The sequence below is a fragment of the Paenibacillus rhizoplanae genome, from assembly GCF_042684125.1.
In the GTDB taxonomy this organism is placed as follows: domain Bacteria; phylum Bacillota; class Bacilli; order Paenibacillales; family Paenibacillaceae; genus Paenibacillus_AQ; species Paenibacillus_AQ rhizoplanae.
Window position 1 is genome coordinate 4698 of the sequence record NZ_JBHUKY010000067.1, and the last position, 18029, is coordinate 22726.

Annotated in this window: 6 protein-coding genes and 2 pseudogenes; 1 reads left to right on the forward strand and 7 read right to left on the reverse strand. The window is 49.3% G+C overall.

Features of this window, described 5'->3' with window-relative positions:
- Both ACFSX3_RS26260 and ACFSX3_RS26265 read right to left on the reverse strand, forming a co-directional pair.
- The coding region (locus tag ACFSX3_RS26260) for a condensation domain-containing protein (RefSeq protein ID WP_379313460.1) at positions 1–1622 on the reverse strand (1622 nt) is incomplete at its 3' end.
- 84 nt (positions 1623–1706) lie between these two features.
- Positions 1707–2168 (reverse strand): annotated as a pseudogene (locus tag ACFSX3_RS26265) (condensation domain-containing protein); the annotation flags it as partial.
- 206 nt (positions 2169–2374) lie between these two features.
- Here ACFSX3_RS26265 and ACFSX3_RS26270 point away from each other — a divergent pair.
- A pseudogene (locus ACFSX3_RS26270) lies at positions 2375–3715 on the forward strand (transposase); the annotation flags it as partial.
- A gap of 272 nt (positions 3716–3987) precedes the next feature.
- On the opposite strand, the gene ACFSX3_RS26275 reads toward ACFSX3_RS26270, so the two are convergent.
- The 5 genes from ACFSX3_RS26275 to ACFSX3_RS26295 form a co-directional block, all read right to left on the reverse strand.
- Positions 3988–4866, reverse strand: a complete 879-nt coding sequence (locus ACFSX3_RS26275; RefSeq protein ID WP_209994839.1) for a hypothetical protein — start codon at positions 4864–4866, stop codon at positions 3988–3990.
- Positions 4853–13432, reverse strand: a complete 8580-nt coding sequence (locus ACFSX3_RS26280) for a non-ribosomal peptide synthetase (protein WP_209994838.1) — start codon at positions 13430–13432, stop codon at positions 4853–4855. Before ACFSX3_RS26280 ends, ACFSX3_RS26275 begins: the two co-directional genes overlap by 14 nt.
- A gap of 541 nt (positions 13433–13973) precedes the next feature.
- Positions 13974–14711, reverse strand: coding sequence for a thioesterase II family protein (locus tag ACFSX3_RS26285; protein WP_209994837.1), 738 nt, complete (start codon positions 14709–14711; stop codon positions 13974–13976).
- Positions 14712–14967: 256 nt separating this feature from the next.
- Positions 14968–15105, reverse strand: a complete 138-nt coding sequence (locus ACFSX3_RS26290) for a hypothetical protein (RefSeq protein WP_209994836.1) — start codon at positions 15103–15105, stop codon at positions 14968–14970.
- Positions 15106–15587: 482 nt separating this feature from the next.
- A partial coding sequence (locus ACFSX3_RS26295; RefSeq protein ID WP_379313458.1) for a condensation domain-containing protein occupies positions 15588–18029 on the reverse strand: 2442 nt, incomplete at its 5' end.

The window sequence follows — 18029 nt, forward strand, 5'->3', positions numbered from 1 at the left end:
ACCGGGTCAATCGGCAAGTATGCGCCGCCCGCCTTCAGGATCGCGAGAATCCCCACGATCATCTCTACCGAGCGCTCCGACATGATCCCCACGATCCGCTCTGCTCCGACACCACGCACCCGCAGCTCATGCGCCAACTGGTTCGCCTTTGCATTCAGCTCCCCATACGTCATTCGCACAGACTCGAATACGACTGCCGTAGCTTCCGGCGTCTGCTCCACCTGCTGCTCGAACAGTGCGTGGATCGTTTGCTCCTTCGGGTAGTCAGTCTTCGTGTCGTTAAATTGCTCCAGCAACTGATGTTTCTCTTCTTCCCCGGCCAGCTCGATCTCGCCCAGACGCAGGTCCGGCCTTGTCGCCACTTGCTCCAGAATGGTCTCCAAATGACTAATGACTCGTTCGATGGTATCTTTGCAGTGTTCCGAGGCATTGAAATCGATTTTAATGCCGAGCCGGTTCGACTGCACATACATCATGACGCTTAACGAATAATTAGTATGCTCGAACATTTGAATATCCGTGATCTGAAAATCTTGATTCTCAGCCTGCCCCTTAACTTCATAAACTTCCGGGTAGTTCTGGAACACAAATAGATGATCGATCAAGTCTTGTTTCAGATCCGATTGTGCTTGAACCTCGGCTAATGAAAGGTAATCGTATTTCTCCGATTCCAACGCTCGTTGCTGCAACCGTTGGACCGTCTCGATGAACGTGTCTGCGGTTTCGTTCGGGCTTAGCCGAACCGGTAGCGTGTTGATAAAGAGCCCCACCATGTTCTCGACGCCGTCGATTTCCGCAGGACGCCCCGATACAACCGCACCGAACACCACGTCATCGGTATTGTTGTAGCTGCGCAGCAACATGCCCCATGCCGTCTGCATCATGCTGTTCATCGTAACCTGATGGCGTTTGCTCAATTGTGCCAAACGCTCGGTCAATGTCTCCGAGAACGAATAATGAATTTCTTCCAGCTCGTACGCCCCATTGGCAGAAGAATTGCCGCTTGCAGGCATCGACGCCCGCTGCTCGTATCCCGCCAAATAGTCTCTCCAGTAGTCCAGCGCTTCTTCGCGATCCTGCTCTTTCAGCCAATTGATGAAGTGGATATAAGGCTTCACGGCAGGCAGATCGATTGGTTTGCTGCTGCAAAGCTGCGTATATATATAGAAGAACTCTTTCAACACAATGCTCATGCACCAGCCGTCCATCAAGATATGATGGTGGCTCATAACCAACTCGTACCGGCTTTCGCCCGTCCTTAATACCGCAATCCGCAACAACACATCTTTCGTGAGATCGAACCCTTGTTCCCGATCCGATTGCTTGAACCGCTCCACATGGTGCTTGATTTCATCTTCCGTTAACCCTGTGTAATCTTCAAATACGATCAACGGATTGCGCTTTTTAAGTACGATTTGCAAGGGCCTTTTCAATCCCTCGTACTTAAACACCGTTCGAAAAATCTCGTAACGTTCCATTAAAAGGGAAAGGCTCTTCTCCAGATGGGCTTCATGCAGCGACCCTTGAATCGTAAATGACATTTGTTCGAAGTAAGCGGACGACTGCGGTTCCATTAGCGCTTGGAACAGCATGCCCTCTTGCATCGGAGACAGCAGGTACATGGAAACCACGTTATGGTTACCCCCACCACCCATTACAATCACCTATCTTTCGTCTACAAATTTATGGGTCCCAGAGATCTCACATTACAAATCATTCAACTCCGTTAAGAGCTCTTCGAAAATGTCTAAAGGCACTTCTTCGTTGCTCACATCGCTCGGAGTCAGTTCGGCTTCGGTTTGCTGCATGCAATGGTCGACGATCAAAAGCAGCTGCTTCTTGTAGTTGGCCAGTAATCCTTGCATTGTGCTTTCGCCGTACTCCTGCTGGTCGTATGTCACGCTCAGTGTCAGTCTTCCGTCGATCACGCTCCCTGCAATGTCCAGCGCATAAGCCCGTTTCGCTTGCGGGCTCATCTGGACCCCCGTGGGAAGACCTGACATCGACATGGCCCCGGTATTCATTTCCCGGTCCCATTGCCCCAAGTAGTTAAAGCTGATTTCCGGCGCCATCCCGCTTCTAATTCCGCTGTTCTCCGCTGGCGTCAAATACTTCAGTGTGCCGTATCCCACGCCCTTGTTCGGAATCCCTCTCAGCTTCTCCTTGAACGATTTGACCCAGCGTCAAATGTCTGTACCTGTTTGCATGATTCGCGTCATTTCATTTTTAAGCAACATAGTTGCAATTTCCCACCAACCGAACCACGTTTCGCTGCTCGATCTAAAAGCATGGTGAAAAAATCTTCTGGAATAGAAACTGCGACTGCTCCATGTTAAGCTAGGAGAAAGAACTGTTTACGAAATGAGGAACCCACATGCGAGCCCCCAAACGATCAGGCGTACAGCCCCAACTCTTTCAAGTCATTGATATGGATGCACTCGTTCCGCAAGGACATATCCTTCGGCGTCTAGACGAGGTGATCGATTGGTCGATCATTTATCCGTGTGTGGCTCCATTGTATTCGGAACACATGGGGCGGCGGGCTGCCGACCCGGAGTTGATGGTTCGTCTCATGCTGCTGAGCTACTTGTTTAATCATAGCGAACGGAATCTGTACGCCACGTTGCCCATGCATGCTGGCTATTTGTGGTTTTGCAGATTGGATTTTGAATCCGTGCAGCATCCGGAAACGGCGGAGCTGCGTCTTCCCGACCGGACAACGCTCGTCAAAACGCGGAACCTGTGGCGCGAGAACGGAATCTTTGAAGACCTCATGCGGCATGTCGTGGAGCAATGCATCGCTGCCGGTTTGGTCCAGGCGAGCGTAGATGCTACCGTCGACGGCACACAAGTGCGAGCGAATGTGTCCATTCACAGCTTGGAGGAAATCAGACTCGCGCCGGTAGAATCGCTTGACGCCTATTTGGCGCGCCAAGCGAAGGAAGACCAAGCGGAAGGCAAGCCGTCCAAACCAGATAAGCAGGAACCTCCCGCGCCGGGCACTTCTGGCCGCAAGGCCAAGTTAGGCGAGGAGGCGGTGCATGAAGACTTTCATGGCAAGTCTTTTTCCAACCAGACCCACCGCAGCAGTGATCCCGATGCACGGCTGTACAAGAAAAGCGCGGGACAAGAAGCGCATCCGCGCTACTAGGTTCATGATCTAGTGGATGTCCGCTCCGGTGTCATCCTGGATCGCCGCGCCAGCCAAGCGTCAGGAACGGCCGAACGCGAGGTCAGTCTGCTGCAACTGCAGACCCTTCGTTTTCGTCATCCGTCGCTGTCCATTGTCACGCTTTCGGCGGACAAAGCCTACGGAGTCAGCGATTATCTTCTGGAGTTGACGGCATTGGGGATCGTTCCCTTAGTCTCGTTACGCCACCTTACGCTTGAAGACATACCGGTGTACCAACGCAGAACTCCTGACCCCGCCAAGCAAGCCAAGCGAGAAGCGAAAATGAAACAAATCCAAGTCCACAATGAAGCTAAGCGAATCCAAATTCAAGGCGCCTATCGTCATGTCCAGAAAATGCGAGCCCGCTGCGAGCATGCGTTTGCGGAAGCCAAACAGGTTCACGGTATGGATCGGGCTCGAAGCCGAGGGCTAGATCGCATGCAAGAACAGGCGACCTGGACCGCCATAGTCCAGAATCTCAAACGGCTCTGCCGGTTCAAGGCGAAACGACCTCGAACCGGTAGTTCCGTATGCGCAATGCCCGTAGACAACAGTAAAAGCGGGTCTCTGCAAGCTTCTTTTTTACGATTCTTTGCGGATTTCTGTAAGAGGTTAAGAATAAGGGTACGTCCGTATGCTGCATTTTCACCATGCTTCTAAACATATTTCGGCATGCAGGTCGTCCCCGTCATAAACATAACTGTCATCCAGGTTCACCGTTTTCCACCAAAGACCGGATGCCTGCGATCATGCCCGGGGAATGTTCTGCCATAATGCCGATCGTTTGATCGACTTCCGCTCCATCATGGTTACCTTCAGTACAAAAGATCTGCTGTTTGGACGTCTTGCAGAGCGGCTAAAAACAATTTTTCATTATCCACATACAGCTCGGTATCAAGATAGTACAGCTTTTTATCATCCAGACAATGTTTGATGTAATCTTCGTTCACGATACTTTTGTCCTTGACATTGGCTGCAAATGCTTGGAGCTTGGGCAGTGCGGTTTGGCGATAGTCCAGCCACGAATGATGAAACCCCGCAGGTTCCTCTAGGCAGTAGATGTCTTGATAAAGCCCTTCTGCGATCCCCTTCTTCCTTAGATAATCCCCCGAAAAAGGCATGTTTCTGAAGAATTTTCCGGTCATAGCAAAGACGCGATAGCTCCAATGAGGAGCGCCGTGATTGGAACGGCAAAATAGATTCAGAAAAAAAACAGAATAGTGCATTTTGACGGTAATGACTTGACGTCTTTTCACTTCAGAGATAATCCGGTCTGCCATCCGGCTATCAATGATCTCGTCGAAATCGGCCAGAATAATCACATCGTCATCCTCGACTCGCTCTCGCAAGATGTCAGAACACCGGTTTCTCTGATACGCTTCGTTATGAAATGCGCTGTTGTGGCTCAGCAAGCGCCAATACCAGCGGTCAAAGTTCGCCACTTGGCAAGTCTCCGGGTTAAAATACAATTGGTGCCGCTCCGGCTTATGAAACACGTTGTCGGCATAAAGCGAATGGTAAATCACCTTCGGACCGAGATAAGCTGGCTCGAAGTTCCAGGGCTTGTCCGCATAGCTGAATGTCTTATTGGCCTCGATCACGTGAAGCTCGTCGATCCAGCGGACATCTTCTTTCAATTTAATCTCCGCCACTCGGTTTTCGTTGAAAAACGGGCAAAATTCATAAATTTTCATCACCGGAAGCCCCCTGTGCTATCGTTGTGAGCGAGTTAACCTCGATGCATTGACGCAAATGTGTTGCAAACCGGTGCACCAGTCCGGTCACTGTTTGTTCTTCATAGTGCAACGTGCTGTAATAGCAAGTCAAACTCAGCCTGTCCCGCTTCAAGAAAGCCGTCATGTTTAACCAATACGCAGAAGGGTTGTCCAGAGCATTAGTATTTCCATACGGAAGGGTCAACGGCTCGTAAAAGTCGTCCGCTTGCCAAGCTGTTTCCTCCGATTGATAATGGAACAGCATGCGGCTTCCATCGATAAGTGGCTTCGCTTCCGGATGAAGCTCCGGTACGATATGCCGCAAAGCAAAATAGTCCATACCTTCATTAGGAATATCTCGCAGCGTTAGTTTGACATACTCCAGCAGCGTCTCAATATCGCCTACAAGCTCCTTCTTCCCGGTGCAGATTCGTACCGGATACGCCCCGGCAAAAAAACCGATCGTGCGGTAAATTGCAATGTTTGGCAAAAAGGATTCTCGCTGGTAGGACATCAGATGCAGTAGCAGATCCGATTGCTCTTTTAAGTCGAAGCAGGTCCGCGACAACACCGCCAATATGACTCCAAGAGGGCTGGTTTGCTGGGCAGCCGCAAATGTCTTCAATTGCTTTACTGGCTCGGTGCCTTCCAGCAAATCAAACGTAATCGTTGCCATATGACGGTGGAGAGGCCATTCCTCCGTATCCCGGTCGGTCTGTAACGCCCCGCCTCCTTCGACAACATCTCTCCAATAAGCTTCCGCCTCAGCCGTAATGCCGCTGGCTGCGTATTGCGTCAGTGCCTCGCACCACTCGCGGTAGCTGCTTCCTATTTCATCGCCCTGTGCATCATCTTCTTCCAAGTCCGATAAGAGAAGTTGTCTTAAATCATCCAAAACAATTTTCATCGACATCCCGTCAAAAATCGAATGATGGAACAAGAGCAGCAATACCTGCCCGCATCCGCCGATGTAATGGTCAAACAATACGACTTTCCATAATGAGCCAGTTTCAATGTTGAACCCATGCTGAAGATTGGAGCAGTACTCAGAGATAAAAGTGTCTTGGGAAGCCGCTCCCCCCCCTAAATCGACATAAGTAAACATTCGGTTCATATCGAGTTCCCGCTCGTATTGGTACCACTCTCCATGATCAAGCTGCGCAAAAGTCAACCGCAACGCCGCATGTCGATGAACCAGAAGCTGTAACGCACGGCTCAGCTCATGGTTAGTAGTACGCCGCTTGAGCATCCCTAGGTAAGGGACATTGAACATGTTGCGGTTTTTCAGGTCTCGTTTGAAGAAACGTCTTTGCACTGCCGATAGCGGAAATCCGTTATTCGGGTACGTCTTCTGCCCCGATGGTGTCATATCCGTATCCGAAGGGATAGTGGAAGCCAAAGGCGGATCTGAAAGTGTTCCGCTTAAGGAGCGGGCCAGCCGTTCAATCGTTTGTTCCCGTAAGATTTGATTTACCGTAACTGGATGCCCATTCTTTTGCAGCATGCTGACCATACGTAGTGCATGGAGCGAGTGCCCTCCGAGTGCGTGGAAATCCTCATCCTTGCGGATATAATCGAGCTTCAGCACGTGACGCCATATCTGCTCGATTTGTTGTTCCAGGTCCGTCAAGGCACCTGATCCGGAATCCTGTTTGGTGTGATGTACTTCCGGAAGCGGAAGCGTTCTTCTATCAACTTTTCCGTTCACCGTTAACGGAAACGAATCTAACCAAATATACCGGAAAGGCAGCATATACGATGGAAGGCACTTAGCCATATAAGCAGAAAGTCCTTCTTCCTGCTCATTTTTGTCCGATGTATAATAAGCAATTAATCGTAGTTCCCCGTGAACCTCTCGGGCGAGAACGAGACTTTGTTTTACAGCAGGAAAGCTGCTAAGACGGTGCTCAATTTCCCCGGGTTCGATCCGGATGCCTCGAAGTTTCAACTGGGCATCGCTCCGCCCGATATACTCGATATTGCCGTCCGGTAACCATCTTCCGCGATCCCCGGTCCTATACAGCACCAAATTTCTTCCTTTGGCGCGGTCCTCAGCAGAAGCAAACGGATTCGGAATAAACGACTTTCGTGTCAGCTTCTCCTGCTTCCAATAGCCCCGTGCGACGCCATCCCCTCCTACATAGATTTCTCCGACAGCGCCGACAGGCAGAACGCCTCCCCTAGCGTTTAAAATATAACAGGTTGTATTGCTGATAGGCTTGCCGATAGGGATTTCACGTTCAAAGGGTCGTTCAATCGGATAACTTGTCGAAAAGGTGGTATTCTCCGTTGGACCATAGCCGTTCAGGATCGTAAGTGACGGATATGCGAGCCGGAGACGATTAATCAGCTTCACCGATAGCACCTCTCCACCTACGATTAACGAACGGAGTCCGGCGAATATTGTTACGTCATCCTCGATCCACTGATTGCATAAAGCGGCGCTAAGCCATAACGTGTTAATGTCCCATGCTTTCATCTGCTGCTTCAACAGGCTGAAGTTCATAAGATCATCTTTGGAAACGACGAACAAACGGCCCCCGTTCAGCAACGTACCCCATATTTCAAACGTAGAAGCGTCAAATACGGGTGAACCGGTATAGAGTAACCTCATATCCCGGGAAAACGGAAAATAGTTAGTATTCTTCACTAAACGGACAATGCTGCGATGCTCCACCATAACCCCCTTCGGTCTGCCCGTTGAACCTGATGTATACATCAGGTAGGCAAGATCACTAGCTGTTGCGGACCCGGCGCCTTCTTCCTCCTGCCCTGTGGAAGGAACAACGTCGAAATCATCAGCGTAAATCAGCTTTAGGCGAGTAGCTTTTCCAGCCTCCGTTATGCCATCCGCCCCGCTTCGCAAGGTGATGACCGTTTCCAGTCCAGCGTCCCCGATTATATCGCGCATACGTTCTGCCGGGAAATCGGGGTCAATCGGCACATAGGCACATCCTGACTTCAAGATGCCGAGAATCGAAACGATAAATTCGAGCGAACGCGGCAAACATACACCAATAAACTGACCGTGAACCACTCCCTCCTCCTCGAGCAAGCTTGTCACATACCCGGACAATCGGTTCAGTCTCTCATAAGTTACAACCCGACCGAATGCGATCACCGCCGGTTGTTCAGACATAAGCCGGACCTGTTCCTCGAACAGTTCAGCCACTGAACTCTCCCTAGGATATTCAGTGAATGTACGGTTCCAATCGTAGACAATTGTTTCGTAATCGTCTTCGGATAGTAAAACAATGTCTCGGACGGCACAATCGGGTTGCTCCACCGCAGCATGCAAAGCATGGCGCAGATACAACGTCAGCCTGCGAACCGCTTCTTGCTCCAACCGCTCAGCATCGTACATGAACTTGATGGTAATATGTTCTCCATCACCTGCAATGGTGATCGTGAGCGGATAATTCGTTTTCTCACGTTCCTCCATCGCAATCATGTTTAGTCCGCTTGCCGGCTGGCGGTAGTCGTTCAAATAATTTTCAAAGGCGACGATGCTTTGAAACAGCGTAGGACTTTTAACGGAGCTCCAGCCTTTCAATTCGGTCAGACTGACATAGCAGTAATCGTTCAGCTTGTGAATCGTGTGATGGAGATCTTTTAAATAGTTAGTGACGGACTGGTCAGTATTCCACTGCATTACCAAAGGAAGCGTATTAATCAGCAAACCGGTGATCCGGTCCGTTTTGGGAAGGTCGGACCCTCTACCGGATACAACCATGCCGAATACAGTAACATCCACATCATGAAGAACTTGCAGTACTTTTCCCCAAGCGAACTGTACCAACGTATTGAGCGATATTTGCGTTTGCTGCACATACGTTACTATACGTCGGGTAAAGTCTTCGTCTAGTTGCAACGTCTCGATCTGCTGTGTGCGAATTGGTTGGTGCGCTCCGAAGCTCTTGCCGCTCATGTCCATCGGAAGCGGGGTCGGCTCGGTAACGTCAGCCAAATAGGCCTTCCAGAACCCTTCAGCTTCTGTCTGATCCTTCGAGATCAGCCACCGTATGTAAGGTTCGAATGAGAGAGATGAATTGCGCTTAGGTGTTATGGCCTGCAAACTGCATGCATAAATGTCATGAACTCGATTAAGCAGCAGCGGAAGGCTCCATCCGTCAAGCAAAATGTGATGGTAGCTCCAAACAACCGCCCATTCCTCGGGACTGTTCTGAATGATCGCAAGGCGGTACGCAGGCTGTCGCAGATCGAAGCGGCGTTCGCGGTCCAGTGTCATCCACCGTTCCAAGTACTCTTGCAGCTGATCCAGAGTTTGCGAGCTGATATCCTCTGCTGTCCAATTCAGTTTTGTTTTTTGAACGATGCACTGTACCGGATCGTCCATCGCTTCCCAAACAAAGCATGTCCGTAAGCAATCATTTTCGGCAATGACTCGCTGCCACGCTTCCCGATATCGACCGACATCGAGCTGGCCATTGTATTTCCAACTCGTCTGCACTACATATTGGTCAGTGGACACGTGATCTAAATAATGGAACAAAAGTCCTTTCTGCATCGGACTTAGCGGCATTACCTGATCCAGACCGTATTGCGAATGGTACATGTTTACGATCTGGTCCAGCGAATGTTGATCAAGCGAAGCGAGCGGAAAATCACTTGGCGTAAACTCTTCGACCTCTTTTTCCTCACAATGCTCGATGACCGAAAGCAGGTAGGAGATGAAGGTTTGAGTCAACCGGGCAATCGTTGCTTCCTCGTAATGACGTTTAGAGTATTTCATAAACAAATGCAACCTGCCCTGAATGATGGAGCAGTTAAGCTCCAAGAGACTAGTTCCGTGGTTCCTAGGTGAACTATGGTCCTGTGCGGTATCACTCGTGAAGTTCAGCCATTCGCTTGCAGCTTCCTCTTCCATTTCCTTAAGATCAAACTGGCCTAAATAGTTAAAAAGCACCTGCGGCTCGGAAGCTGTTAAGGAGGTTCGAACCTGCTCAGATGAATGGCAGTACCGCAGAGCACCGTATGAAATGCCATGGTCAGGGATGCGGCGCAGCTGTTCCTTGACGGATTTGATCGTCTTTCCTAAAGAACTTTCAGACACCTGAATGCAAACGGGAAACATCGACGTAAACCAGCCAATCGATCTAGTTAAGTCCATGTCCGATACGCAGTGCTCCCGTCCATGCCCCTCTAGCCGGAAAGCGACTGTTTCCTGTTCGGACCAGGCTGACAACATGAGTGACCAAGCCGTAAGCAGCAAATCGTTGATTTCCGTATGATAGGCATGGGAGCATTGATGCAGTAACCGCTGTGAATCGCTTGCCTGCAGCGTTGCGACAAGCTCAGCAGATTCCGTGCAGCTTCTGTTATCTGCACAATGATCAACCGGTAACTGGAATGCGTCCGTTCGCTTCAGCACCTCAGTCCAATAAGCCACATGACGGACAGTTTCTTCTTTGGATGCATAGTCCGTAATCGCAGCCTGCCACTTCTTGAAGGGGCTCTGAACCGATGGCAGCTCGGCGCCATGATATAGATGATACAGATCTTGAAGCAAAATACGCCAGGAGACCCCGTCGATGACTAAATGATGAACCGTAAGGAACAGACGAATTTTACCATCAGGATGTCCCTCAATCATTCCGACACGAAGCATCATTCCGGACTCGTAGTCTAGCCCCCCGTGCCACTTTGCACAGATGGCGGCAATTTCCGGATCAGAGTCCTCTGTCTCTTGAATCGTGTACGAGGCAACCTCCACGCTAGCATCCGTTCGGTAACGCTGTACATACGTACTCCCGCTCCTCACGAATTGTACCGCCAGATCCGGATGCATCCGGATCAAACAGTTGACGGCTGACTCCAGCTTCGCAGCATCGCAATGGTTGAGCACCAACATATGAGACTGATTGAAATAATTCGACTCTTCAAACCGCTCCTCGAAAAACCAGTGCTGAATTGGCGTCAGCCCGAATTCGCCCTCCCAATCGATGTCTTTCTCCTTCGGCTCCTCGCTGTCTTTCCAAGTCGCTACGGCCGCCAACTCCTTTACGCTCGGATTGTCCGCTAATTGTCTAGGAGTGAAGACGATTCCCTGATCCCTAGCCATAGACACCGACTGAATGGCAAGAATCGAATCTCCCCCAACAGCATAAAAGTGGTCATTAACCCCTATGTTTTGCCGCTTTAGCAGGTGCCTCCATACGTGCAGCAGCCGCTTCTCCATTTCTTCCTCTCCCGCTTCATCCTCCTCTTCGAGAGAAGGTTTCTCCACCGCATTCGGATGTGGGAGCGCCGACCGGTCTATTTTACCGTTTGCATTCAATGGAAACACTTCAAGTCCGCAAAAGTAAGAAGGAATCATGTACGATGGCAATACAGTAGTCAAGTGCTGTATCAATTCAGCCTCTTTCAGCTTTATGGAGGAGGTATAATAAGCCGCCAGCTTCTGATAATGCCCATCGTACCAAGCCCTGACTAAGCATTGCTCTATTCCCGGATAGTTCCGAATCTGATTTTCGATTTCTCCAAGCTCAATGCGGTAACCTCTGATCTTAACCTGATCGTCACTGCGGCCTAAATATATTAATTCCCCGTCCGGTGTCCACTTTACGATATCTCCGGTTTTGTATAGCCTCTCAATTCGAGGAGCATGGCCGTCTCCCATCACAATCTCTTTGTGGACGAAGCGCTCCTTAGTCAGCTCTTCGCGATTCAGGTAGCCTCTCGCCAGTCCTACACCGCCCACCCATAACTCGCCGGGAACACCGATGGGAACCGGATTTCCGAAAGGATTCAGAACGAATAGACGTTTGTTCGCAACAGGCCGCCCGATGGTAATCTTTTTTCCCGGCTCGCATATTGCAACAGAACAAATAATTGTCACCTCCGTCGGGCCGTAAGCATTCAGGAATAAACGATTCTCTCCCCAATCCATCACAAGATCCGGCGTGCAAGCTTCTCCAGCTGACACGATCGTTCGCAGGCCGGGCAAGTCACGCTTTGTCATCGTTTTTATTACGGAGGGCGGCAGCATGGTCACATGAATATTTTTTTGTTCTAGCATGTCCGAGATATCGGAGTAAGGCGGCAATTCGTCATCCGACAGGACAACGAGCGTTCCACCCACTGACAAAGTTCCGATCCACTCATAAACCGAAGCGTCGAAGCTAATGGAAGCAAACTGCGTCACCCTTGTATTCGGTGTTAGGCCAAACTTCCCGATCAGATAGGGAATTAACGCAACAAGTCCGGCGTGTTCGATCAGCGCACCCTTCGGGTTTCCCGTGGAACCGGAAGTATAGATGACGTATGCCAGATCGCTTGACTTGACCTCTACGTTCACATTTTCATCTAATACGCCATGCTGCGCCAAACACTCGTCGATACAAATCAGCTTTGGCTCCTCTAAGCTGATTTGACGGATGATCGGCTTTAACTTGCCGGCCAATTGTCGGGTTGTCAGAATTACTTGCGTTTGCGCATCCTCCAAAATAAACCGAATGCGTTCCTTAGGATAAGTGGGATCTACCGGAAGGTAAGCCCCTCCGGCCTTCATCACTCCTAACATAGCTGGAAGCACATTTGCGCTTCGATCCATAAAAAGCGTTACAGGCATGGTAGACAACTGCGCAAACTGCCCTTTAGCTCGGTACAAATCAATGATAGTACGGGCAATTTGGTTCGCTCGGCGGTTTAATTCAGAGTAGCTCAGCTTCTGCTCACGAAACTCCACGGCGACCGCTTCCGGCGTTCTGGCCGCCTGTTCCTCAACGAATTGATGAACAGTTTTATGCTTGGAAAACATTCTGGCCGTATCATTCCATCGGATGAATTGTTCCCCCTCCCTTGCAGTGAGGAACGGGTGGGACAGTGCAGGTTTCTCAGGGTCACATAATACGCTTTTCAGCAATACTTGGAATTGTCCTGCAATCGTATACATCTGAACTTCATCTAAATATCTTCTATTATACTGGAGCGCATATTCCAGTTCGCCTAGTCGGTACTCGTACAAAAATGCGATCATCGGCTGGTTCATTTCGTACGAAGAGTTAGTGCCGATCGGGCTCCATTGCGTATTTACTATCCCGGAAATGAAACATCCATCCGATACCATCGAGTCCGTGGAACACGTTTCGGCTTGCGTGAATGTTTCAATCCTGGCTCCACCTTCTCTTTTCCCATGATCCATTTGCGTATTAATTTTATGAACCAAATCATAAAACTGGTCGTCATTCTGAATATGTATGAGAAGCGGATCACACTGGTTGCCGGTGTCTTCTGCTACATCCGATATCACGGAATGCCAAACGGCTACCTCGTTATGATTGACATAATGAGAGTGTAAAACAGACCATACCGCTGTTAAGAAAGAAGGTATGCAAAGCTGATGCCGGCCAATGAATTCCGTTATAGTTGAGACTGTGCTTGTCTCTAAACGGATCTTCTGAAAAGCATAATCGCTTTTAAATCCGTCTAGTTCCTTGTTCATAGAAGATTTCGGCAAGCTTCTTAGATTACCTCCGATAACATCAGACAAACCAAATTTTATTCTCTTTGCAGGTACAGTCATTATTCAACCCCCTCTTACTTATATACATAAAAATATTAATTGATGAAAATTATACCACTATAAAACAATAAATCCCACAAAAACGTTCGTTATAATGTAAATCACCTTGATTTTTTTCTTGATTACTAAAACAAAACAAGTTTGTCACCCCATCTTCTCTTCCTTCCCCTAAGAACCCTTCTGTTGAGAAATGGTTGATGTATGCAGCGTCAGATCCATCGTATAGTGGCATTTATAATCCTTGCTGGAGAAAAAAATAAATTTCCGCATATTTAATCCTATAAATCATAATGATTGCAATCAAGGCTACTAACGGCAAAACAATAAGTTGAAATGAAGCCTGCTGTCAATGACAGCAGGCTTCATTCGTTAATATGAATCTTTCTCCCTTATAGGCATTATGTATGCTCAAAAGAATAGTTGCTCTGACAAACCATAACCGTAAGTCGCTATTGCTTCAGCATCTTGCCTTGATCTTATGCATTTTCGAAAGTCAGGATGATATCTTCGTAAATAACGTCTCTCTCCAAAATATCCCCTTCTAAATTAAAACCGCCAGCTTTTCCATTAAAACTTTGCGGACATATGTCGGAACTTCCCGCTGATTGTCATTCACGATGAAAAAATGGTCTCCTTCGAATCCCTTGAACTCTGTCCGGCCGTGCGTGTATCGATTCCACGAATGGATTTTATCAGACATCGTCTTGTCATGAAATCCGTACAGAACAGACATATCGCATGCAAGTTTGCGGTCGGCTACGTTGCGTTCCGATTCCAAATAGGTCTCCAACACTTGAATATCGGCACGCAAAATGGGCAAAAAGGTATTGCGTATTACTTCATCTTGCATCACTTCTATCGGAGTTCCACCCAATTCGTATATTTCGTGTATGAACTCGCGGTCCGACATCCGATGATATACTTTTTCCCTTGGGATATGAAGGGGATCGAATCCCGATAGAAAGGTATGGACAAGCGAATAGGGAGAGTCGGTCCCTATTCGCATTCCAATTCGATAAGCCAGCAAACTTCCCATGCTGTGACCGAGCAAGGCCACACGGTCATTCTCTTGTATGTGATTTCGGACAATATCTTGAAACAAGTTTTCTTCCAGTTCCTCCAAAGAATATAAGAGCGGTTCCTCCATTCTGGATCCTCTGCCAGGCAGTTCTATAGGGATAAGTTGAATGGGGCTTAGCCACTTGGTCCATTGGCGATAAATCGAAAAGGACGAACCTCCCGCATAAGGGAAGCATAGCAATTTTAGAGTATTTTCCACCTGTTATCTCCTTTTACTCTTCGACTTTCCTTAGCTTTTGTCGCTATCACCGCAGCATTCACGCTGCCTTCCATTTCGGCCAATATGTTATCCACTGATTTCGTGCCCTTGATGAACTCGATTAAGCATAAGTTTGCCGATAACCTCCTTTTACGTGATTATACACCATTTAATATCATTTATTGTTTCACTCCCAGTAAATATGCATCTAAGTTCCCTTATAATGCTCCTTATCTGTGAATCTAGGCCGCCCGGGTCAGCTAATATAGTAGAAGTTTAGCTGGAATCCGAAATAGATGGATACTACAATCGTTGTATTCTTCATGAATTCCGGCATGATATCCGCTCCACTCATCACATGCGTGATCAGATAGATGAAGCTGTCCCCAAACACACTCCCCAGCACCAGCGGTTGAATGGCTACTCAAATGCGTTGGGGTAAGTTTAAGGATCCCGACTTTATTTCCAGTCAAAATGCGTTCCATAACTAAGACTATGTCTTGCTCGGAATAGATGACGATTCGATTACCGCTCACAATTGAAGTGAACATAGAAGTGACCGTGAGATCGAAGCAATAGAAGAATAAAGAGCAAACTCCAGCGAATCTTCCTGTAGTATACCTTCTTCGTCCAACTGTCCTTTTGATAGACCCGTCGATCTGGACGTGTAGATGACGTACATCATTCTTCGGTCACCTTACCACAGGCAGGTTCGACGCATCCCCGCGTACAGCGACTCGTCTGCCAGGTATTGCTCCCCATACGTCAACCATTCAGACTCAAATACGTCCGCTCCGCCTGCTGCTCGAACAGCTCGTGGATCGTTTGGTCCTTCGGATAGTCCGTCTTCGTGTCGCTAAACTGCTCCTGCAGCTACTACTTCTCTTCTTCCCCGGCCAGTTCGATCTCGTCTAGCCGCATGTCTGGCCTAGCCGTCACTTGCTCCACAATGGACTCCAAATGACTCATGACTCGTTCAATGTTATCTCTGCGATATTCCAGCGCATTGAAATCGATTATGAAGCGGAGCCGCCTCGCATGTAACTGCAGCGTCAGGTTTAACGAATAATTGGTATGCTCAAACCCTTGGAAATCTGTGACCTGAAAATCCTGGTCATCAGATTGCCCGCTTATGTCATAGACTTCCGGATAGTTCTGAAAGAAAAAGAGATGATCGATCAAGTTTTGTTTCAGATCCGTTTGCGCTTGAACCTCGGCCAATGAAAGGTAATCATATTTCTCCGATTCCAGCGCTCGCTGCTGTAGCCGTTGGACCGTCTCAATGAACGTGTCTGCGGTTTCGTTCGGGCCTAGCCGAACGGGTATTGTGTTGATAAACAACCCCACCATGTTCTCCACACCATCGATTTCCGGTGGACGCCCCGATACGACTGCGCCGAACACCGCATCGTCGGTGTTATTGTATCTACGCAGCAATATGCCCCATGCCGTCTGCATCATGCTGTTCATCGTAACCTGATGACGTTTGCTCATTTTCGTCAAACGCTCGGTCAATGTCTCCGAGAACGAATGATGAAGTTCTTCCAGCACGTACACTCCACTGGTAGAATTGCCGCTTGCAGGGATCGACGTACGCTGCTCGTATCCCGCCAAGTAATCTCTCCAGTAGTCCCGCGCTTCTTCGCGATCCTGTTCTTCCAGCCACTTGATGAAGTGGATATAGGGCTTCACGGCAGGCACATCGATCGCTTTGCCGCTGCAAAGCTGCGCGTACATATAGAAGAACTCTTTGACCACATTGCCCATGCACCAGCCGTCCATCAAGATATGATGGTTGCTCCAAATGATCTCGTACCGGCTCTCTCCCGTCTTCAATACAGCAATCCGCAATAGTACATCTTTCGTGAGATCGAACCCTCGTTCTCGATCCGATTGCTTGAACTGCTCCACATGGTGCTCGATTTCATCTTCCGTTAACCCTGTGAAATCCTCGAATTTGATCGAAGGGTAGCGCTTCTCAAGAACGATTTGCAACGGTCTTTCCAATTCCTCGTACATAAACACCGTTCGAAAGATATCGTGCCGTTCCATCAAAAGGGAAAGGCTCTTCTCCAGATTAGCTTCATGCAGCGACCCTTGAATCACAAACGACAATTGTTCGAAATACGCGGACGACTGCGGTTCCATTAGCGCTTGGAACCGCATGTCTTCTTGCATCGGAGACAGCGGGTACATGGAAACCATCTCGCCGCTGCCGCTGCTTGCCAGTTGCTCCCGAAGTTTATCGAAAGTAGCGAGCGGCACTCGTTCGCTGCCCACATCGCTCGAGGTCAGCTCAGTCTCGGTTTGCTGCATGCAATGGTCGACGATCGAAAGCAGCTGCTTCTTGTAGTTAGCCAGCAAGGCTTGCATTGTGCTTTCGCCGTACTCCTGCTGGTCGTACGTCACAGCCAGCGTCAGTTTTCCGTCCATTACGCTCCCTACAATGTCCAGCACATAAGCCCGTTCCGCTTGCGGACTCATCTGCACCCCCGTGGGAAGAACCGACATCGACATGGCCCCGGTATTCGTTTCCCGGTCCCATTGCCCCAAGTAGTTAAAGCTGATTTCCGGCGCCATCCCGCTTCCAATTCTGCTGTTCTCCGCTGGCGTCAAATACTTCAGCGCGCCGTATCCCACGCCTTTGTTCGGAATCCCTCTCAGCTTCTCTTTGAACGATTTGACCCAGTAGGCTATCCCTTCTGTCTTCTCCAATTCGAAAACGACCGGATAAATGCTCGTAAACCACCCTACCGTTCTCGTTACATCCACGTTGTCCAGTACTTCTTCCCGGCCGTGGCCCTCCAGGTGAATGGCCAGCGTCTCATGATTCGTCCATTCCTGCATCGCTAAACCAAGCGCCGCGAGCAGCACGTCGTTTATTTCCGTCTTGTACGCATGGTGCGTTCCCGTCAGCAGGTTTTTCGTTTCTGTCTCGCTTAAGCTAATCGCCAGGCTGGTACTGCTCCCGATTGTACGGACTCCGCCGCTTTCCCCGTCTTTGGGCAGCGGCTTAACCTTGGCGCCTTCTTCCTGCCGCCAATAGAGAGCTTCCCTCAGCAGTTTCCGGCTCTGTGCATAGTTCCCCATTCGCTCCGACCACGTCCGGTACGAATGCGTTTTGCCCGGCAAGAGGACAAGTTCACCCCGCAGCCGCTGCTCGTATCCCGCCGCGAAATCCTCTAACAGAATCCGCCAGGACACCCCGTCTACGACAAGGTGATGGATCGCAATCAGCAGATGATCGCCGCTGCCTGTCCGGAACAATCCCAGCTGCATCAGCGGGCCGGTTTCCAGATTCATCGCCTGCTGGACCTG